Genomic DNA, 20,222 nt, shown 5'->3' with positions numbered 1-20,222 from the left:
GCGGGAAACGAGACTCGAACTCGCGACCCCGACCTTGGCAAGGTCGTGCTCTACCAACTGAGCTATTCCCGCAAAATCTGGCAATTTTTGTTGCTGTCGTAATTCGCATTTCTGCTTCGTTACGGGAGGCGCATTATACGAGAATTCTTTCCCCCTGCAACCCCCCTTGAAGCGATTTTTTAATTATTTCGTTCAAGTGCTGGATAAATCGGCAGATTGCCTATTTTAGCGCCAATTCATCCCTTTAGCACGTTAAAGCTGAATAAAATGTTCGCGATAGTAAGCTAACTCGGCCACCGACTCGCGGATATCATCCATCGCCTGGTGGGTGCCCTGTTTTTTAAAGCCCGGCAGAATTTCTGGCTTCCAGCGACGCGCCAGTTCTTTTAAGGTGCTGACGTCCAGATAGCGATAGTGGAAATAGGATTCCAGTTCCGGCATGTATTTGAACAGGAAGCGGCGATCCTGGCCAATGCTGTTACCGCAAATCGGTGATTTGCCCTGCGGCACCCACTGCTTCAAAAATTCCAGCGTCGCCAGCTCGGCTTCACGATCCCCCTGAGTACTGGCTTTCACGCGTTCAACCAATCCACTGCCGGTATGAGTACGCACGTTCCAGTCATCCATCAGCGCCAGCTGCGCATCGGACTGATGGACAGCAATGGTTGGTCCTTCCGCCAGAATATTCAGCTGCGCATCGGTCACCAGCGTGGCGATTTCAATAATGCGATCGCGCTCGGGATCCAGACCCGTCATCTCCAGATCGATCCAAATCAGGTTGTTTTCATCTGCACTCATGTTATTTTCCACCCTTCTGTCTTACCTGCCGCGGTAGGTTAACTAGTATTAATTAGCGTGTATCATAGAGGTTTTGCCCACCATGGGCGACCAGGAGTCAGCACGATTGAGTAAAAATAAACTCTCCAAAGGTCAGCAGCGCCGCGTAAAAGCCAACCATCAGCGCCGCCTTACAACAACTGCGGAGAAGCCAGATTACGACGATAACCTGTTTGGCGAAGCCGCCGAAGGTATCGTTATCAGCCGCTTTGGTATGCATGCCGACGTGGAGTCCGCCGATGGCGAAACCCACCGCTGCAACATCCGCCGTACTATCCGTTCACTGGTTACCGGCGACCGCGTCGTCTGGCGTCCGGGTAAAGCCGCCGCAGAAGGCGTCAGAGTGAAAGGCATTGTTGAGGCGGTACATGAGCGTACATCGGTGCTCACGCGTCCAGACTTTTACGACGGCGTAAAACCGATCGCTGCCAACATCGATCAGATCGTTATCGTTTCTGCCATTTTGCCCGAGCTGTCGCTCAATATTATCGACCGTTATCTTGTGGCCTGCGAAACGCTGAATGTTGAACCTCTGCTAGTTCTCAACAAAATCGACCTGCTGGATGAAGAAGGCATGGCGTTTGTTAACGAGCAAATGGATATCTATCGCCACATTGGCTATCGTGTTTTGATGGCATCCAGCCATACTCAGGATGGCTTGAAACCGTTAGAAGAAGCGCTCACTAACCGAATCAGTATCTTCGCCGGGCAATCAGGGGTGGGCAAATCCAGCCTGCTAAATGCGCTGCTAGGACTGAGTGACGACAGCATTCTCACCAACGACGTTTCCAACGTTTCAGGTTTAGGGCAGCACACCACTACCGCCGCGCGTCTGTACCACTTCCCGCACGGCGGAGACGTCATTGACTCCCCAGGTGTTCGTGAGTTTGGCCTTTGGCATCTCGAGCCGGAACAAGTGACCCAAGGCTTTGTCGAATTCCATGACTACCTTGGCCATTGCAAATATCGCGACTGTAAACATGATACCGATCCGGGCTGCGCTATCCGTGAAGCCGTAGAAAACGGGAAGATCGCAGAAACGCGCTTTGAAAACTATCACCACATTCTGGACAGTATGGCGCAGGTAAAAACGCGTAAAAACTTTTCAGAGACCGATAAATGAGAACTATGATTTTGCCGACTGACATTTTTGCTAACAATCGCTAGAATCGGCCGCTTTTCTCATTAAGATCCGACGCCTGTCGTCGGGTCAGGAACGACACATATTGGCCTGGAGGCTACCTTGTTAAACTCGTTTAAACTTTCACTGCAATACATTCTGCCTAAACTGTGGCTTACGCGTCTCGCAGGCTGGGGTGCAAGCAAACGAGCGGGATGGCTGACCAAATTGGTTATCGATCTGTTCGTGAAATTCTACAAGGTCGACATGAAAGAGGCGCAGAAGCCGGATACTGCCAGCTATCGCACCTTCAATGATTTCTTTGTTCGTCCGCTGCGTGACGATGCCCGCACGGTCAACACCGACCCGTACGTTCTGGTGATGCCAGCCGACGGTGCGATCAGCCAGTTGGGTGCCATTGAAGGCGATAAAATTCTGCAGGCTAAGGGCCACGATTACTCGCTTGAAGCACTGCTGGCCGGTAACTACATCATGGCCGACCTGTTCCGTAACGGGACTTTTGCCACCACCTATCTTTCCCCGCGCGATTATCATCGCGTGCACATGCCATGTAACGGCATCCTGCGTGAGATGATTTACGTGCCGGGCGACCTGTTCTCCGTAAATCACCTGACGGCGCAGAACGTACCTAATCTGTTTGCCCGTAATGAGCGCGTTATCTGTCTGTTCGATACCGAATTTGGCCCCATGGCGCAGATTCTGGTGGGTGCAACCATCGTCGGCAGTATTGAAACCGTCTGGGCCGGTACCGTCACGCCGCCGCGTGAAGGCGTGATCAAACGCTGGACCTATCCGGCGGGCGATCAGGAAGGTTCTGTCGCGTTGCTGAAAGGTCAGGAAATGGGCCGCTTCAAACTGGGTTCCACGGTGATTAACCTGTTCGCACCTGGCAAAGTGAAGCTGGTTGAAGCACTGAAAAACCTCTCCGTCACGAAACTCGGCGAACCACTGGCTATCTCTACTGAAGCCGTGGTTGAACCTGAAGTGGTTGTTGAACCAGAGACTGTCGTTGAACCGGACGTTGTGGTTGAAACGGAAGTCATCGCTGAGCCGAAAGCAACCGTTGAGCCAGACGTTGTGGTTGAGCAGGAAGCTCTCGTTGAACCAGCCACCGAACAAGTCGTTACGCCAAAATCTGACGACAAAAAAGAACAAAGCTAATCATTCAAAAAGGGTCTGATGTGCGCCTGATTATCACTTTACTGATGGCCTGGTGCCTCAGCCAGGGGGCGTACGCAGCGACGGCCCCCAACGCTCGGCAGATTACCCAGGAACTGGAACAGGCGAAGGCGGCTAAACCCGCTCAGCCTGAAACCGTCGAAGCGTTGCAAAGCGCCCTGACCGCGCTCGAGGAGCAAAAAGGCTCCCTCGAGCGCGCCGCGCAGTACCAGCAGGTTATCGACAACTTCCCCAAACTCTCCCAGACGCTACGCAACCAGCTCAACAATCTGCGTGATGAACCCCGTCAGGTACCTGACGGAATGAGCAGCGATGCGCTCAATCAGGAGATTTTGCAGATCAGCAGCCAACTGCTGGAAAAAAGTCGTCTGGCTCAACAAGAGCAAGACCGTGCCCGTGAAATCGCCGACTCCGTCAACCAGTTACCGCAGCAGCAAACTGACGCCCGGCGGCAGCTTAACGATGTAGAACGTCGCCTTGGCACCAGTACCGGCAATACGCCGCTGGCCCAAGCCCAAGCGCTCAGCCTACAAGCTGATTCCAGCAAACTGAAAGCACTGGTCGATGAACTGGAGCTGGCACAGCTTTCCGCCAACAACCGTCAGGAACTGGCGCGTATGCGTTCGGAACTGGCACAAAAACAGAGTCAACAGCTCGACGCCTATCTGCAGGCGCTGCGTAACCAGCTCAACAGCCAACGCCAGCAAGAAGCGGAACGGGCGCTGGAAAGCACAGAGCTGCTGGCTGAAAACAGCGAGAACCTGCCTGCCGGAATCGTTGACCAATTTAAAATCAACCGTGAGCTGTCTCAGGCGTTGAATCAACAGGCCCAGCGCATGGATCTGGTTGCCTCTCAACAGCGCCAGGCCGCCAACCAAACCCTACAGGTCCGTCAGGCACTCAACACGCTGCGCGAGCAGTCGCAATGGCTCGGTGCATCGAATCTACTCGGCGAAGCGCTGCGTGCACAGGTCGCCCGCCTGCCGGAAATGCCTAAACCACAGCAGTTAGATACCGAAATGGCACAGCTGCGCGTCCATCGCCTGCGCTATGAAGACCTGCTGAATAAGCAGCCTCAGCTGCGACAAATCCACCAGCCTGACGGCCAGGCGCTCACCAGCGAGCAAAACCGTATTCTTGAAGCTCAGTTGCGCACCCAGCGGGAACTGCTGAACTCCTTGCTGCAGGGAGGCGACACGCTGATCCTTGAGCTCACTAAGCTGAAAGTCTCCAACAGCCAGCTGGAAGATGCATTGAAAGAGGTGAACGAAGCGACACACCGCTACCTGTTCTGGACCTCCGATGTGCGTCCTATCGATTTCAGTTGGCCGATTGAAATCGTTCAGGATCTGCGCCGTTTGATCTCATTGGATACCTTTAGCCAGCTCGGTAAAGCCGGCGTGATGATGGTCACCAGCCGTCAGACGCTATTCCCGCTCTTTGCCGCACTGCTGCTGGTGGGTTTCAGTATTAGCTCCAGAAAACACTTCACGCGCTTCCTTGAGCGTTCCAGCGCCCGCGTGGGCAAAGTGACCCAGGATCACTTCTGGCTCACCATGCGCACCGTATTCTGGTCGATTCTGGTGGCCTCACCGCTGCCGGTGCTGTGGGCAACGCTCGGCTACGGACTTCAGGAGGCGTGGCCCTATCCGCTGGCGGTTGCTATCGGCGATGGCGTCACCGCCACCGTGCCGCTGTTATGGGTTGTGATGATCTGCGCCGCCTTCGCTCGCACCAACGGCCTGTTTATCGTTCACTTCGGTTGGCCGCAAAACCGCGTCGCGCGCGCGATGCGCTATTACCTGATGAGCATCGGACTTATCGTGCCACTGATCATGGCGCTGATCATGTTCGATAACCTCAACGATCGTGAGTTCTCCGCCTCGCTAGGCAGGCTCTGTTTTATTCTGATCTGCGGTGCGCTGGCGGTGGTCACGCTGAGCCTCAAGCGTGCAGGTATTCCGCTCTATCTCGACAAAGAAGGTAACGGCGATAATCGAGTCAACAGCATGCTGTGGAACCTGATGCTCGGTGCGCCACTGGTCGCTATTTTTGCCGCTGCCGTTGGCTATCTGGCGACATCCCAGGCGCTGTTGGCGCGTCTGGAGACCTCAGTCGCCATCTGGTTCCTGCTGCTGGTGATTTATCACGTTATCCGCCGCTGGATGTTGATTCAGCGCCGCAGACTAGCGTTCGAGCGCGCCAAACATAAGCGTGCTGAAATGCTGGCGCACCGCGCCAGAGGTGAGGAAGAAGCGCACGCCACCAGCATTGAGGGAACCGCTGAGATGGAAGTGAGCGAGGTCAACCTCGATACCATCAGCGAGCAGTCTCTGCGCCTCGTCCGCTCCATTCTGATGCTGATTGCGCTGGTATCAGTGATTATCCTTTGGTCGGAAATTCACTCAGCATTTGGTTTCCTCGAGAACATCTCACTGTGGGACGTTACCTCAACGGTTCAGGGCGTTGAAAGCATTGAACCGATAACCCTCGGGGCAGTGCTGATCGCTATTCTGGTGCTGATTATCACCACTCAACTGGTGCGTAACCTGCCCGCGCTGCTTGAGCTCGCTATTCTCCAGCATCTTTCCCTGACGCCGGGAACGGGCTACGCCATTACCACCATCACGAAATATATCCTGATGATGATTGGTGGCCTGATGGGCTTCTCGCTGCTGGGGATTGAGTGGTCGAAACTGCAATGGCTGGTCGCCGCACTCGGTGTGGGCCTCGGTTTTGGTTTACAGGAAATATTCGCTAACTTTATCTCTGGTCTGATTATTCTGTTTGAGAAGCCGATTCGTATCGGCGATACGGTGACTATCCGCGACCTGACCGGTAGCGTCACTCGCATCAACACCCGCGCAACCACCATCAGCGACTGGGACCGCAAAGAGATTATCGTGCCAAACAAGGCCTTTATCACCGAGCAGTTTATCAACTGGTCGCTATCGGATTCGGTCACCCGCGTAGTATTGAGCATACCGGCACCGTCAGACGCCAACAGCGAAGAGGTTGCGCAGATTCTGCTGACCGCCGCTCACCGCTGTTCGCTGGTGATTGATACGCCTGCACCGGAAGCGTTCCTGGTGGATTTACAACAGGGAATTCAGATATTCGAGCTGCGTATCTACGCCGCCGAGATGGGCCACCGTATGCCGCTGCGCCACGAGCTGCATCAGCTGATTCTGGCCGGCTTCCGCCAGCACGGTATCGACATGCCGTTCCCACCGTTCCAGATGCGCTTAGAGAGCATCAACGGCAAGAAATCGGCAAATACCCTGACCTCAGCAGGACGCAGCAGCCGACAGCCGGGTAGCCTATAAACGCTCGCCTTTTTCCACGCAGGAGAAAGATGATCATGAACCACCGAATGGATATTGCCGGCTGCTCGCAGCCCTTAAAAAAGAGATAAAAAAATGGCGCCATAGGCGCCATTTTTTTATCTTCTACGAAAGCGGTTATGCACGGTCGACGGTAAATGCCAGCACGTCGGCCAGGCTTTCCGCACCCAGCGCCAGCATCACCAGGCGGTCAACACCTAACGCCACGCCAGAACAATCTGGCAGGCCGGCCGCCAGTGCGTCCAGCAGGTTTTGATCGATCGGTTGCTGCGGCAGACCGCGCGCGGCACGCTTGCGGTTGTCCTGCTCAAAACGCTGCTGCTGTTCGCGAGCATCGGTCAGCTCATGGAAACCATTAGCCAGCTCAATCCCTTTGAAGTAAACCTCAAAACGTTCGGCCACGCGGTGGTCTTCCGTGCTGATCTGCGCAAGCGACGCCTGGCTTGCCGGGAAGTGATAAACAAATGTTGGACGGTCTTTACCGATATGCGGCTCAACACCGAAAGCAAAGAGCATCTGTAGCAGCGTATCGCGATCCTCTTCTGTGTCCGCGATATTACTCAAATCAAGCTTCGCCGCCGCTTCACGCAGCTGGTTTTTGTCGGCAGACAACGGGTCAATTTCCAGATGACGCTGGAATGCCTGCTGGTAAGAGAGGCTTTCTGCAGGCTGCGTTTCCAGTACCTGTTGCAGTAGATCGTCAACTTCGTTGATCAGGCGATACATGTCAAAGTGCGGGCGATACCACTCCAGCATGGTGAATTCTGGATTGTGGTGACGTCCCATCTCTTCGTTACGGAAACTTCTACATAACTGGAACACCGGGCCGCAACCCGCTGCCAGCAGACGCTTCATGTGGTATTCCGGGCTGGTCATCAGATACAGGTTAATGCCCTGGGAGTGTCCCGGGCCAACAAAGCGAGTTTCAAACGGCACCATATGGATATCAGTGACCGTTGCCTGGCTCATACAGGGCGTTTCCACCTCAAGTACACCGCGATCGGCAAAGAAACGACGGATTTCCGCCATCAGCGCCGCACGTTTTAGCAGGTTAGGGATGGATGCGCTCGGCTGCCAGGTTGCCGTCTCGCTCATGTTTTTTTCTCCGATTACAGACAAGGGCACGAAGTCTACCCGCAAGCGGCACATGACACAAATTTTGCCCAACGATTGCGAAACGTGTGGAGAACAACATTTTCCTAAGAAATTCCATAACGTAATTCATCAGCTACATTGATAAATAAAGCGCACATATCGATAAAAAAATCGAACACATCAAATTTCCCTCTTAACCCCGCGGGTATACTGCTTTACCCATAAAGGAGCAGTGGAAAACGCTTTTGCGACAGGCCACGTGATATCCCCCCGCGTAGCTCGTTGTGAAATAACAATAATCTGGAGGAATGTCGTGCAAACCTTTCAAGCCGATCTTGCCATTATAGGCGCAGGCGGAGCTGGATTACGCGCTGCTATCGCAGCCGCCCAGGCCAATCCGAAAGCCAAAATCGCTTTGATCTCAAAAGTTTATCCTATGCGCAGCCATACGGTTGCCGCCGAGGGTGGCTCCGCCGCCGTCGCACAGGACCATGATAGCTTCGAATACCATTTTCACGACACCGTCGCCGGTGGCGACTGGCTTTGCGAACAGGATGTCGTCGATTACTTCGTCCATCATTGCCCAACGGAGATGACCCAACTTGAACAATGGGGTTGCCCGTGGAGCCGTCGCCCGGACGGCAGCGTCAACGTTAGACGTTTTGGTGGCATGAAAATCGAACGCACGTGGTTTGCCGCCGATAAAACCGGCTTCCACATGCTGCATACCCTGTTCCAGACCTCCCTGCAATTTCCACAAATCCAACGCTTTGATGAGCATTTCGTTCTCGACATTCTGGTCGATGACGGTCAGGCCCGTGGCCTGGTGGCGATGAACATGATGGAAGGTTCGCTGGTGCAGATTCGCGCAAACGCGGTGGTGATGGCGACCGGCGGCGCAGGCCGCGTTTACCGTTATAACACCAACGGCGGGATTGTGACCGGCGACGGCATGGGCATGGCGCTGAGCCACGGCGTTCCGCTGCGCGATATGGAGTTCGTGCAATATCACCCAACCGGCCTGCCAGGCTCCGGCATCCTGATGACCGAAGGCTGCCGCGGCGAAGGCGGTATTCTGGTCAACAAAAACGGCTACCGTTATCTGCAAGACTACGGCATGGGCCCGGAAACCCCGCTGGGCGAGCCGAAAAACAAATATATGGAACTGGGTCCACGTGACAAAGTTTCTCAGGCCTTCTGGCATGAATGGCGCAAAGGCAACACCGTGCCAACGCCGCGCGGTGACGTGGTCTACCTCGATCTGCGTCATCTCGGTGAGAAGAAACTACTGGAACGTCTGCCGTTCATTTGTGAACTGGCGAAAGCCTATGTCGGCGTCGATCCGGTAAAAGAGCCTATCCCTGTACGCCCAACCGCGCACTACACCATGGGTGGCATCGAAACCGATCAACAGTGTGAGACCCGTATTAAAGGGCTGTTTGCCGTCGGTGAATGTTCTTCCGTGGGCCTGCACGGCGCCAACCGCCTCGGCTCCAACTCGCTGGCAGAACTGGTGGTCTTCGGTCGTATGGCCGGTGAACAAGCGATGGCCCGTGCGGCGACCGCAGGTGAAGCAAACGGCAGCGCGCTGGATGCGCAGGTTAGCGATATCGAAAATCGCCTAAAAGCGCTGGTCAATCAGGAAGGCAACGAAAACTGGTCGAAGATCCGCGACGAAATGGGTCTGTCGATGGAAGAAGGTTGCGGTATCTACCGTACACCAGAGCTCATGCAAAAAACTATCGATAAGCTTGCTGAGCTGCAAGAACGTTTCAAACGTGTGCGCGTTACCGATACCTCCAGCGTGTTCAATACCGACCTGCTCTATACGATTGAACTGGGCCACGGTCTGAACGTCGCTGAATGTATGGCTCATTCCGCGATGGCACGTAAAGAGTCGCGCGGCGCGCATCAGCGTCTGGATGAAGGCTGTACCGAGCGTGATGATGTTAACTTCCTCAAGCATACCCTCGCCTTCCGCGATGCCGATGGCACAACCCGCCTCGACTACAGCGATGTGAAAATCACGACCCTGCCACCGGCTAAACGCGTGTACGGCGCAGAAGCAGAAGCGGCTGAGAAGAAGGAGACGGCGAATGGCTGAGATGCAAAATATCAAAGTTGAGATCGTGCGCTACAACCCAGAAGTGGATAGCGCACCTCATAGCGCCTTCTATGAAGTGCCTTACGACGAGCAAACCTCTCTACTCGACGCACTGGGCTACATCAAAGATAACCTGGCGCCGGACCTGAGCTATCGCTGGTCATGCCGTATGGCAATCTGCGGTTCCTGCGGCATGATGGTTAACAAAGTGCCAAAACTGGCCTGTAAAACTTTCCTGCGTGAATACACTAAAGGGATCAAAGTCGAAGCGCTGGCGAACTTCCCAATCGAGCGCGATCTGGTGGTCGACATGACCCACTTCATCGAGAGCCTGGAGGCGATTAAACCGTATATTATCGGCAACCCGCGCACGCCTGATCAGGGGCCAAATACCCAGACTCCGGCGCAGATGGCGAAATACCATCAGTTCTCCGGCTGTATCAACTGCGGCTTATGCTATGCAGCCTGCCCGCAGTTTGGTCTGAATCCTGAGTTCATCGGCCCGGCTGCGATAACCCTTGCCCACCGTTACAACGAAGATAGCCGTGACCACGGGAAGAAGGACCGTATGGCGCAGCTGAACGGCCAGAATGGCGTCTGGACCTGTACCTTTGTCGGCTACTGCTCCGAAGTGTGTCCGAAACACGTCGATCCAGCCGCTGCCATTCAGCAGGGTAAAGTGGAAAGCTCGAAAGACTTTCTTATTGCTACCCTGAAACCACGCTAAGGAGTGCATTATGACGACTAAACGCAAACCCTATGTACGGCCGATGCCGTCCACCTGGTGGAGAAAGCTGCCGTTTTATCGCTTCTATATGCTGCGTGAAGGCACGGCGGTACCCACCGTCTGGTTCAGTATTGTGCTGATTTACGGCCTGTTTGCGCTAAAACACGGTGCTGAAAGCTGGGCGGGCTACGTGGGCTTTTTACAAAACCCAATCGTAGTGGTGCTGAACCTGATTACCCTTGGTGCTGCGCTGCTGCACACCAAAACCTGGTTCGAGCTGGCGCCGAAAGCCGCCAACATTATCGTGAAAGGCGAAAAAATGGGTCCAGAGCCAATTATCAAAGGGCTTTGGGTAGTGACCGCGGTGGTCAGCGTGGTGATTCTGTTTATCGCCCTGTTCTGGTAAGGAGACTGGCATGATTAACCCTAATCCAAAACGTTCCGACGAGCCGGTATTCTGGGGCCTATTCGGCGCAGGCGGCATGTGGGGCGCGATTATCGCCCCGGTGATTGTGCTGCTGGTTGGCATTATGCTGCCTCTGGGCCTGGCACCGGCTGACGCTTTTAGCTACGAACGTGTACTGGGTTTTGCCCATAGCCTGATTGGCCGCGCATTTATCTTCCTGATGATTGTCCTGCCGCTGTGGTGCGGTCTGCACCGTATTCACCATGCGATGCATGACCTGAAGATCCACGTCCCGAACGGGAAATGGGTGTTCTACGGCCTGGCAGCCATTCTGACGGTCGTTACGCTGGTCGGAGTGCTGTTTATCTAATTGAGCGCTGTTTCCCGGCAGCGTGTGCTTAACTGGGCTACAGTTCGTAGCCCAGTTAAGCAAATATCACATCCAGCGACGCCTGATGAATTAATGGGCGCTCAACTTCAGGCCAATAATCCCCATCACGATCAGCGCCAGGCTAGCAATACGCATCGGGCTTGCTGACTCGCCTAATAGCAGAATACCGGTGATGGCTGCGCCAACCGCACCAATGCCTGTCCAAACCGCATAGGCGGTCCCAACCGGCAGACTTTTCATCGCCCACGACAGCATGGCCATGCTGACCACCATCGCCGCAATCGTAATGACGCTGGGCACCAGTCGGCTAAAGCCATGGGTATATTTCAGGCCAACAGCCCACACCACTTCAAGAAGACCAGCAACAAAGAGAATTATCCAGGACATATCAGGCTCCATTATGATGGGGCCGTCCCCAAGTGCGATACGCTTACGGGTCGTCCCGTAAGGTGTTTTGAAGAAAGGCAGTATAGGCAAGGTAAAACGACGGCACAACAGCATGTCGTACCGTCAGTATGGATTTACTGCTGTGCTTTGGTTGCGGCTCCAGAAATTGCATTACCGCCATCTGAAATATCCTGACCAACACCACGCGTGGTGTTACAGGCTGTCAACGCTGAGGAGAGAACCAGAACCGTAAAAATTGCTGCGATCGCTTTTTTCACCATAATGTCATCCTTTGTGTCAGTTTTAGTTATCTTGCTTGATAAGCATAGACAACTTCACCCAGCATGTTGGATCTCAGTGATTTTTTTCGGAGTAAAGAACGGGTCAAACGAAGATAAATAGGCAGGGACTGCAGAAAGCAGGCGCAGCACTGCTGCTGCGCCACGGCTCAATACATGAATTACTTCACGCGAGAGACGTATTCGCCAGAGCGAGTATCAACTTTGATGACTTCGCCAATCTGTACGAACAGAGGAACTTTAACGACTGCGCCAGTAGACAGAGTCGCTGGCTTACCGCCGGTACCTGCGGTATCACCTTTCAGGCCTGGATCGGTTTCAACGATTTCCAGTTCTACGAAGTTCGGTGGAGTAACGGAAATAGGCTGACCGTTCCACAGGGTCACGATGCATTCAGCCTGGTCCAGCAGCCATTTCGCGTTATCGCCAACGGCTTTCTCATCGGCAGCCAGCTGCTCGAAGGTTTCGTTGTTCATGAAGTGCCAGAACTCACCGTCGGTATACAGGAAGGTCAGGTTCATATCGGCAACATCGGCGCCTTCAGCGGAGTCGGTAGACTTGAAGGTTTTCTCTACGCGAGTACCAGTCAGCAGGCGACGCAGTTTAACGCGCGCGAATGCCTGACCTTTACCCGGTTTAACGAATTCACTGGCTTCAACCGCGTACGGTTCGCCGTCCATCATGATTTTAAGACCAGCACGAAAATCGTTGCTATAGTAAGTCGCCATAAGGCCCTCTGAAATTGTTAAATGGTAGCTAAGCCACAAAATGGCGCATATTGTAACCCTAAATACCCCATCCAGAGAAGATTGGTTGATGCAACTTGCCGATGTTCTCACCGATCCGGATGAACTATTACGTCTTCTGAATATAGACGCTGATGAAAATTTGCTCGCTGGCCGTGAGGCTAAGCGCCTTTTTGCCCTGCGCGTTCCACGCGCGTTCGTGGCACGAATGGAAAAAGGCAATCCTAACGATCCACTTTTACGTCAGGTACTTACCTCGCAAGAAGAGTTCATAGCCGCGCCAGGATTTTCTACCGACCCACTGGAAGAACAGCACAGCGTGGTTCCGGGGCTACTGCACAAATACCGTAATCGAGCATTATTGCTGGTAAAAGGCGGCTGTGCGGTAAATTGCCGTTATTGCTTCCGTCGCCACTTCCCGTATGCCGATAATCAGGGCAATAAGCGCAACTGGCAGGCCGCTCTCGACTATGTGAGTGCACACCCAGAGCTGGATGAAATTATTTTCTCCGGCGGCGATCCCCTGATGGCAAAAGATCACGAGCTAGACTGGCTGCTCACCCAGCTTGAGTCTATTCCGCATATCAAACGCCTGCGTATCCACAGCCGCTTGCCAATCGTTATCCCTGTACGCATTACCGATACCCTGGTCACCCGCTTTGAGCGTTCGTCACTGCAGATCCTGTTGGTGAACCATATTAACCACGCCAACGAAATCGGCGTTGAGTTCCGAACTGCCATGGCAAATCTACGCCGGGCAGGCGTAACGTTGCTTAATCAAAGCGTTTTACTACGTGGTGTTAACGACAACGCACAAACGCTGGCCGATCTCAGCAACGCGCTATTTGATGCCGGCGTGATGCCTTATTACCTACATGTGCTGGATAAAGTGCAAGGCGCCGCTCATTTCCTCATCAGCGATGAGGAAGCGCGTGAAATTGTGCGCGAACTACTCACGCTAGTATCAGGTTATATGGTGCCGAAACTGGCACGTGAGATTGGTGGTGAGCCAAGTAAAACGCCGCTGGATCTTCAACTACGCCAACGCTAATACCATGAATATAGATAGGTGTAAGCCTGTCTATATTCTCTGGACATCATGATTGACTATGTTATTTTAGGTATCTAAACAACATAAAAAACAAACCATATCAACAAGTTAATCTATACATTAACTGGGAAATGGTTAAGGAGAACCGTTTGTCGATCATAATGATAGGTATTAATGCCGGCGTTATCCGCCAGGATAAAAACTTTATTGCGCTAGCGCTGAAAGTGAAGTCACCACGTAATCAAGAGTCACTATTCTTCCTACCAGTTCTCGCTCTAAAAGATCTGCTGATCGCGTTGGAATCTCGACTGTCTCAACTTCCGCAGCTGAATGCTGAAAAACGTCGCCAGTATGAAAAACTGCGCGACAAAGCGGTGCAGAAAATGCATCAGAATATCCCGGCGATTCAACAACAGGAGCTGGAGCAGGCGGATATCAACCAGCGCGTCAATGTTCTGTCTCTCACGCAACACGATGCTGACTCCATGACCTTCTCTCTAAAATTACAGTCAGGGAAAACGGTTGAATTAGCGGTTGACCTGCTGCAGATGGAATTACTGGTTACCGTGATGATCCACGCGGTGAACACTGCTGAATTGCGCGAACTGACTTCACGTCTAGCATCAGTAATGGACTTCCTGCCGCTTTACGATGTGGATTACCGCGACGGCGGCAATCTGGAATACGATGCTTATGACCATCCAGCGTGGAAGCGTAATCTGTTTGTCCACCATCTGGCTGTGCTCTACCGCTATACCGATGTCGAAGGGAAAGAACAGTTTTGCGGAACGTTGATTAAAACGCGGAGTAAACCGGGTTCAAAAGAGGTTGAGGAGACCTCCCGTCGTCTTCTGGATATCAGCCCACGACTAAAAAAACTTTCCGGTGCGCCGTGCCAGGTATTTGTCAGAGCGCTGTCGTCAGAGAAAAACAAAACCTTCACTCCTGATGCCTGTATGCAGGCACTTTATCAGCTACAGCAGAGCGCAGCGAAAGCACAGGATTGAATACGAGCCAGCAGTCTGGTTCCAGTGCTTAAATCGACCAAAAGATGTAGAAATTGAGTCATTTGTCATGCTGCATAAATGGGTTTAGCCGTAGTTCAGCTAGCCCATTCCAACCAATCATATTATCAATTGCCTTACGTTCATTGCCCTTAAACCTCCATATGATATTCACCATGCCTACACTTAGCCTTTACCCCAGCCAGTACAAATGAGTTCAGACAATCACTCTTACACCTCAATATGGATAATGCTGACACCTGATAGATCTTAAGAGGGTGAACCACAGAGAATAACGAGAGCATAAGCCTCTTTTTTAGCTCAAGAAAAATATCAAATTCCGGCATGCAACTAATCATTCGTCTGCCGGGCACAGACCAGGCAGACAGCAGTTGTCTTTTATGGATTTGGAGTATCAAAAGGCAGTAACGAACAAGCAAAATACAGCCAATATGCCCATGTCATTGTATAATGATATCCTATAAATATAAAATATAGAAAAGCCGCTATTTATTATTTATAGAAATAATGAAAGGATGTTTGCAACCAGCATAGCCAGAAAAAGTGGCAATATCCATTTCGGCAGCATAAATGTCACTATTTTTCTGTCGTTGATATTTTCACTTACATTCTTCTCTGCAGGTAAATCACGCTTCTGTTTCTCTGGATACTCTACTGGTGAAGATGAATTCATCACCTTATTATTAACTTCACCATCAGGTTCTACTTCATCATTTCTAAAAAACAAAGAAATATGTGCGCCGGAGGAAATCACAAATCCACGTTGCCTAACCGTAATAATAATATCCTGCGATAAACCGGCTTTAACCAGAGACTTTCTAAGCAACGATATGTTTTGGTAAAATGTGTTTTGAGAAACAACAATGCCTCTTGTTTTCCAAACTGAATCTAAAAATTCCTCACGAGATATAACCCGATCGCTACTTTCCAGCAGCAGCTGCAGGCAACGCGCGGTTGGTGCATTTAAACTCACGCCCTCACCGCTTTTCCCAAGAGGCTGCAACATATTCATATTTGCATCAAAAATAACTTCATCATTAATAATATATTGATTGAATACCATAATCCTTCCCCGTCCTCATTAGTTTCATGAAATAACGATGAATTAAATTCAAGTTTAACTTCATAAATCATAAAGCAGTCTTACAACCCTATAAGACTGGATAATTCATAGATTGTTTAAGGCATAAATACATGGCGACATCGCCGTAGCAAAGGCAAGGTTAACATGATATTTCCCGCAAGTGAAAGTCAGATTTTCTCGCTACCCTTCGCCTTATCAAAAATTAAACGATTACTTAGATAGTAGTGAATTCTCAAATCTCACCGACCCATTTTTAAATTCAGAAACAATTCACATGCATTTTTTTCCTCGCCAACTAAGATTGTCATCGCTCCAGGTCATTGAGCCAATGTAGCCCCCAAAACGGTTATACAGTCAGCTTGAGGCAGGAGAAAAATGGCGGTGCCCGGATAGTTAGAAAATCGATGTGCTAATTATTAATTAACACAACTAATTAACCATCGAACCAGGTATCGATTCAGGACTTGAGTATTTACAAATGGATTAAGTAAATGAAAAAAACAATTGTAGCTGTAATGGTCGCGGCTTCTGCAATCGTCAGTGCACAGGCAATGGCAACAAATACGTCTGAAGTAACTATCCTGGGTGAAGTTACTGACTCAAAAACCTCCTGCGTGATCACCCCAACAGGTACGCTGAACAACGGCATCGTGCGTTTAACGACCGTCACGACTGCAGAAGCAAACGGCAAAGCAGTAAACACGCTGTTTAAAACTGCAAAATTCGGTTTTGATGTTAAAGACTGTGCCGTCGGCAGCCCCGATGAAAGCAACGTAAGCGGTCTGACCGTTAACGTAACCGGTACGACCAGCGCAAGCTCCGATATTCTTGATAACACCGCAGATGATCCAGCTAGCGGCATCGGTATTGGTATCCAGAAGGCTTCTGATGCAACTCGCGTTGTATTCGATGGTTCCACCCCTATGAGCGAGTCCTATACCCCTGGTGAGGTCACCCACCTGAACTATATGGCTGGCTATGTGAAGCTTAACGCCGTTGATCCAATCACCGAAGGTCAGGTCAAAGGTGTAGCTACTTTCACCATTGATTACACCGTCTAATTTACTGAGGGCCTGGTTATGATAACAGGCCCTTATTATCTTTTGAGAAATGGATATGCTCAGAAAATTACTCTATAGCGCTATTATTTTATCTCTATTCCTAAGTGCTACTGTGCGCGCAGGTATTGTTATTGAATCGACTCGTTATCTCTATAAAGAAGGTGACCGAGAAATTTCCGCACAAATAGAGAATAAAGATGAAATCCCCTACCTGATTAAGTCATGGATTGAAACACCTAAAGGAACCACTCCTGCATTCATGGCCACACCACCTTTATTCAGATTAGAAGGTAAGCAAAAAAACACTGTGCGTATATTTTCAACCGGAAATATAAGTGCACCAACAGATCGTGAGTCGACCTATTACTTTAACATAATGGCAATTCCTCCAGCAGATGATACCTATGCTGAAAACAATACTATACAGCTCGCAGTACGTCATCGGATGCGTTTGATCTATAGACCTAAATCATTATCGAGCCTATCCATCAATAATGAATCTAAAAAAATCAGCTGGCGTAAAAATGGCAGTAAGCTAACCATCAATAATCCAACACCATTTTTCTACTACTTTAATTCGGTAACCATCGGTGGTAAGGAGATAAAAAATGAAATCAATTCCATTCCTCCACTGACCTCAAAAGACGTAAAACTAAAAACAAACGTCACTGGTTCCAGTGTCTCATGGAAGATAATGAATGATTTCGGCGGTGCTGGGTCACTATATTCATCATCACTGTAATAAAACAATGCATTATAAAGGGATGTGTTTATGCACAATAAAAATAAGAGCCTTTGCAGATCACCCAAGTTATTTATGGCAATGCTTCCAGCATTGCTATTTGGTTTAAATAACAAAGCGCAGGCCCGCGATTTTTTCGACCCTTCATTCATCAACGCCTCAAATGGCGGTGATGCAACTAACATCCCTGACTTATCCGTTTACCAGGGTACAAACACCCAGGCGCCTGGCGACTATCGTGTAGATATCGTTTTTAATGGTCGCTATCTTGAAACCAAAAATGTCCGTTTTGTCACTAATGATAGCAATGTTACCACTGAAAATACCAATACGGTAAAACTCACGCCTTGCTTTAGCCTCAGCGCATTATCTGAATACGGTGTCAAAGTTAAAGCATTTCCGAACCTGATCGAAGATAAACGTGGCTGTTCTAATCTGACAGTGATTCCAGAGGCCAGTACACTCTTTGATTTTTCATCACAACGGCTGGATATTTCCATTCCGCAAGCCGCAATGTTTACGACTGCTCAGGGTTATATTCCTCCGGATAAATACGATGATGGTATTAATGCCATGATCCTCAACTATCAGTTCAGTGGTTCTGAGGATTATCAAAGTGACGAAGAATATTACAGTCTTAACTTACAGTCAGGTCTCAATCTTGGCCCATGGCGTATAAGAAATCTAAGCACCTGGAATAAAAGCAATAGCGACGCAGGCGACTGGGACTCAGTCTATCTCTATATGCAGCGCAGCTTGATGGAGATAAATAGCAACATCGTCGTCGGTGAAAGCTCATCATTATCATCGATATTTGACAGTGTTCCATTTACTGGCCTACAGGTTGCAACCGACACCACAATGTTGCCAGAAAGCATGCGCGGTTATGCACCAATTATCCGTGGGATAGCCAAAACCAACGCTCGAGTCGTGATCAAACAAAACGGCTATCAGGTTTATCAGACCTACGTAGCACCCGGAGCCTTTGAAATTACCGATATGTACCCTAGCGGCGGAAGTGGGGACCTGTATGTAACAGTTGAAGAGTCAGATGGTTCAACACAGAGTTTTGTCGTACCGTTTGCCACACTTCCTGTGATGGTCAGAGAAGGTCAATTCCAGTATGAAATTACCTCAGGTAAATACCGGCCTTATGACAATGATATCGACAATACGCCATTTACGCAGGCCACATTAACCTATGGCTTGTCGACTAATACCACTGCATACGGGGGGATTCAGGCCGCGTCCAAATACCAGGCTCTGACTGGAGGCTTGGGATACAGCTTAGGCGACTACGGCGCCGCTTCTGCCGACCTAACTCAGGCTTGGTCGAAAGAACAGGATAAAGATAAAACATCTGGGCAATCCTGGCGTATCCGATATGGTAAAAACATTCTGGAAACGGGAACCAACGTCACCATTGCCGGTTATCGTTATTCAACCAGCGGCTTCCATACCCTATCCGAAGTGCTGGATACATACACCTCGGATGCCAATTACTCATCACCTCACTCCCTGCGTAATCGCACGAACCTAACTGTAAACCAAAGCCTCGGAAAATCTTTGGGTAGTATCTCAATTAGCGGATTAATCGAAGATTATTGGGACGATCAGCGGACCAACCGCTCTATCAACGTCGGCTACAACGGCGGCTGGAAAGGCATCAACTATTACATTGGCTATAGCTATAACCGCTATACATGGAATGCCAACAGCTCAGATAAAGATGCACAGGACGATCAGAGGGTAACGCTGACCGTTACTATTCCATTCAGCAACTGGCTTCCAGGCTCCTATGCAAGTTACCAGATCACTAACAGCAGTCCAGGGGCAACCGATCAATATGTCACCGTTGGTGGCGTCGGCGGGGAAAATGACAGTCTCGACTGGAGCGTACAGGAGGGTTATAGCAACAGGTCTTACAACAGTGGAGATCTTCGAGCAACGTATACCACTTCTCATGGTAGCGCTAACGCCGGATACAGCTATAACCACGACAGCCAACGCATCGACTATGGCGTCGATGGAAGTATCGTTGCCCACGCCAACGGCCTCACATTTGGGCAACAAATCACCGATGCCGCAGTGCTCATTCAGGCACCAGGTCTGGATGACGTTAAGTTAACTAGCGATGCGACGATTGCAACAGACTATCGCGGTTATGCCATCGTGCCTTACGTTACTCCGTACCGAGCTACCGACATTACGCTGGACAGCACCAGTCTGGGTGATGATATGGAATTGCCTCAGACAACCCAGTCAGTTGTACCCACTCACGGCGCAATTGTTCGTGCCAGCTACAGCGGCAATATTGGGCAGCGTGCTTTCATTTACCTCAAAACAGCAGATGGAAAAGATATTCCTTATGGCGCCATGGTCTCCTTGAAAAACAACGTTCAGGCGCAGACGGGAATCGTCAGCGATGCGGGAATGGTCTACCTGGCAGGGCTACAACAAACCGGAGTGCTGAATGTGCAATGGGGGGATGGGCCTAATCAACGTTGCAATGCCAACTTCACTCTCCCTGAGCGGAATGGCCAGCAGGTCAGAATTAGCCAGACGTCAGCCATATGTCGTTGATATTTAGACAAGGACGATAA

At 50.8% G+C, this 20,222-nt stretch carries 18 protein-coding genes and 1 tRNA gene; 12 read left to right on the top strand and 7 right to left on the bottom strand.

What is annotated here, in order from left to right; translation table 11 throughout:
* Positions 1-72, bottom strand: a tRNA-Gly gene (locus tag KP80_RS16215).
* Between the two features lie 180 nt (positions 73-252).
* Positions 253-798, bottom strand: coding sequence for an oligoribonuclease (orn, locus tag KP80_RS16210; RefSeq protein WP_052284682.1), 546 nt, complete (start codon positions 796-798; stop codon positions 253-255).
* 106 nt (positions 799-904) lie between these two features.
* On the opposite strand from orn, the gene rsgA reads away from it, so the two are divergent.
* From rsgA to mscM, 3 genes are all read left to right on the top strand, one after another.
* Positions 905-1,960, top strand: a complete 1,056-nt coding sequence (rsgA, locus tag KP80_RS16205; protein ID WP_197276166.1) for a small ribosomal subunit biogenesis GTPase RsgA — start codon at positions 905-907, stop codon at positions 1,958-1,960.
* Between the two features lie 120 nt (positions 1,961-2,080).
* Positions 2,081-3,139, top strand: coding sequence for an archaetidylserine decarboxylase (asd, locus tag KP80_RS16200; RefSeq protein WP_082221756.1), 1,059 nt, complete (start codon positions 2,081-2,083; stop codon positions 3,137-3,139).
* Between the two features lie 20 nt (positions 3,140-3,159).
* Positions 3,160-6,483, top strand: coding sequence for a miniconductance mechanosensitive channel MscM (gene mscM / locus KP80_RS16195; RefSeq protein ID WP_052284680.1), 3,324 nt, complete (start codon positions 3,160-3,162; stop codon positions 6,481-6,483).
* A 135-nt stretch (positions 6,484-6,618) separates the two neighbouring features.
* Here mscM and epmA read toward each other — a convergent pair whose 3' ends face one another.
* Positions 6,619-7,596 carry an elongation factor P--(R)-beta-lysine ligase gene (epmA, locus tag KP80_RS16190; RefSeq protein ID WP_052284679.1) on the bottom strand — a complete coding sequence of 326 codons (978 nt, stop codon included), beginning with the start codon at positions 7,594-7,596 and terminating at the stop codon, positions 6,619-6,621.
* A gap of 313 nt (positions 7,597-7,909) precedes the next feature.
* Here epmA and frdA point away from each other — a divergent pair, with 313 nt between their 5' ends.
* Genes frdA through frdD form a run of 4 tightly spaced genes read left to right on the top strand, consistent with a single transcriptional unit; the run spans position 7,910 to position 11,203 of the window.
* Positions 7,910-9,700, top strand: a complete 1,791-nt coding sequence (frdA, locus tag KP80_RS16185) for a fumarate reductase (quinol) flavoprotein subunit (protein WP_052284678.1) — start codon at positions 7,910-7,912, stop codon at positions 9,698-9,700.
* Positions 9,693-10,427 (top strand): succinate dehydrogenase/fumarate reductase iron-sulfur subunit, encoded by a 735-nt coding sequence (locus tag KP80_RS16180; protein ID WP_052284677.1) that lies wholly within the window; start codon positions 9,693-9,695, stop codon positions 10,425-10,427. The genes frdA and KP80_RS16180 overlap by 8 nt, the downstream gene beginning before the upstream one ends.
* Positions 10,428-10,437: 10 nt before the next feature.
* A complete protein-coding gene (gene frdC, locus KP80_RS16175) occupies positions 10,438-10,833 on the top strand; it encodes a fumarate reductase subunit FrdC (RefSeq protein WP_052284676.1) in 396 nt (131 codons plus the stop codon).
* Positions 10,834-10,843: 10 nt separating this feature from the next.
* Entirely contained in the window at positions 10,844-11,203 is a 360-nt protein-coding gene (gene frdD / locus KP80_RS16170) for a fumarate reductase subunit FrdD (RefSeq protein WP_052284675.1), read from the top strand.
* A gap of 90 nt (positions 11,204-11,293) precedes the next feature.
* Here the strand turns inward: frdD and sugE are convergent, their stop codons facing one another.
* From sugE to efp, 3 genes are all read right to left on the bottom strand, one after another.
* The gene (sugE, locus tag KP80_RS16165) at positions 11,294-11,611 is read right to left on the bottom strand and encodes a quaternary ammonium compound efflux SMR transporter SugE (protein WP_052284674.1); all 318 of its coding nucleotides are present in this window, start codon (positions 11,609-11,611) and stop codon (positions 11,294-11,296) included.
* A 134-nt stretch (positions 11,612-11,745) separates the two neighbouring features.
* Positions 11,746-11,892 (bottom strand): lipoprotein toxin entericidin B, encoded by a 147-nt coding sequence (gene ecnB / locus KP80_RS16160; protein ID WP_052284673.1) that lies wholly within the window; start codon positions 11,890-11,892, stop codon positions 11,746-11,748.
* Between the two features lie 179 nt (positions 11,893-12,071).
* Positions 12,072-12,638, bottom strand: a complete 567-nt coding sequence (gene efp / locus KP80_RS16155; protein ID WP_052284672.1) for an elongation factor P — start codon at positions 12,636-12,638, stop codon at positions 12,072-12,074.
* A gap of 40 nt (positions 12,639-12,678) precedes the next feature.
* On the opposite strand from efp, the gene epmB reads away from it, so the two are divergent.
* Together epmB and yjeJ are read left to right on the top strand one after the other, a co-directional pair.
* Complete coding sequence (epmB, locus tag KP80_RS16150) at positions 12,679-13,707, top strand: EF-P beta-lysylation protein EpmB (RefSeq protein ID WP_052284671.1); 1,029 nt, start codon at positions 12,679-12,681, stop codon at positions 13,705-13,707.
* A 149-nt stretch (positions 13,708-13,856) separates the two neighbouring features.
* Positions 13,857-14,714 (top strand): YjeJ family protein, encoded by an 858-nt coding sequence (gene yjeJ, locus KP80_RS16145; RefSeq protein WP_052284670.1) that lies wholly within the window; start codon positions 13,857-13,859, stop codon positions 14,712-14,714.
* 514 nt (positions 14,715-15,228) lie between these two features.
* On the opposite strand, the gene KP80_RS16140 is transcribed toward yjeJ, so the two are convergent.
* Positions 15,229-15,795 (bottom strand): winged helix-turn-helix domain-containing protein, encoded by a 567-nt coding sequence (locus KP80_RS16140; protein WP_052284669.1) that lies wholly within the window; start codon positions 15,793-15,795, stop codon positions 15,229-15,231.
* Between the two features lie 512 nt (positions 15,796-16,307).
* On the opposite strand from KP80_RS16140, the gene KP80_RS16135 reads away from it, so the two are divergent.
* The 3 genes from KP80_RS16135 to KP80_RS16125 are packed head-to-tail and all read left to right on the top strand — an operon-like array spanning position 16,308 to position 20,202.
* Positions 16,308-16,877, top strand: a complete 570-nt coding sequence (locus tag KP80_RS16135) for a fimbrial protein (RefSeq protein ID WP_052284668.1) — start codon at positions 16,308-16,310, stop codon at positions 16,875-16,877.
* A gap of 55 nt (positions 16,878-16,932) precedes the next feature.
* Positions 16,933-17,619, top strand: a complete 687-nt coding sequence (locus KP80_RS16130; RefSeq protein ID WP_052284667.1) for a molecular chaperone — start codon at positions 16,933-16,935, stop codon at positions 17,617-17,619.
* 30 nt (positions 17,620-17,649) lie between these two features.
* Entirely contained in the window at positions 17,650-20,202 is a 2,553-nt protein-coding gene (locus KP80_RS16125; protein ID WP_052284666.1) for a fimbria/pilus outer membrane usher protein, read from the top strand.
* Positions 20,203-20,222: the final 20 nt, after the last annotated feature.

The sequence above is a fragment of the Kluyvera genomosp. 1 genome (genome assembly GCF_001266615.1).
Lineage (GTDB): Bacteria > Pseudomonadota > Gammaproteobacteria > Enterobacterales > Enterobacteriaceae > Kluyvera > Kluyvera cryocrescens_A.
Note: the sequence above shows the minus strand (reverse complement) of the source record. Positions and strands in the feature narration are given on the sequence as shown.

Excerpts from the sequence above, each read along its gene's own strand:
- epmA (WP_052284679.1), bottom strand. The coding sequence starts at position 7,596 with ATGAGCGAGACGGCAACCTGGCAGCCGAGCGCATCCATCCCTAACCTG.
- KP80_RS16130 (WP_052284667.1), top strand. The coding sequence starts at position 16,933 with ATGCTCAGAAAATTACTCTATAGCGCTATTATTTTATCTCTATTCCTA.
- orn (WP_052284682.1), bottom strand. The coding sequence starts at position 798 with ATGAGTGCAGATGAAAACAACCTGATTTGGATCGATCTGGAGATGACG.
- epmB (WP_052284671.1), top strand. The coding sequence starts at position 12,679 with ATGGCGCATATTGTAACCCTAAATACCCCATCCAGAGAAGATTGGTTG.
- frdD (WP_052284675.1), top strand. The coding sequence starts at position 10,844 with ATGATTAACCCTAATCCAAAACGTTCCGACGAGCCGGTATTCTGGGGC.
- frdC (WP_052284676.1), top strand. The coding sequence starts at position 10,438 with ATGACGACTAAACGCAAACCCTATGTACGGCCGATGCCGTCCACCTGG.
- sugE (WP_052284674.1), bottom strand. The coding sequence starts at position 11,611 with ATGTCCTGGATAATTCTCTTTGTTGCTGGTCTTCTTGAAGTGGTGTGG.
- KP80_RS16135 (WP_052284668.1), top strand. The coding sequence starts at position 16,308 with ATGAAAAAAACAATTGTAGCTGTAATGGTCGCGGCTTCTGCAATCGTC.
- ecnB (WP_052284673.1), bottom strand. The coding sequence starts at position 11,892 with ATGGTGAAAAAAGCGATCGCAGCAATTTTTACGGTTCTGGTTCTCTCC.
- KP80_RS16140 (WP_052284669.1), bottom strand. The coding sequence starts at position 15,795 with ATGGTATTCAATCAATATATTATTAATGATGAAGTTATTTTTGATGCA.
- KP80_RS16180 (WP_052284677.1), top strand. The coding sequence starts at position 9,693 with ATGGCTGAGATGCAAAATATCAAAGTTGAGATCGTGCGCTACAACCCA.
- efp (WP_052284672.1), bottom strand. The coding sequence starts at position 12,638 with ATGGCGACTTACTATAGCAACGATTTTCGTGCTGGTCTTAAAATCATG.
- KP80_RS16125 (WP_052284666.1), top strand. The coding sequence starts at position 17,650 with ATGCACAATAAAAATAAGAGCCTTTGCAGATCACCCAAGTTATTTATG.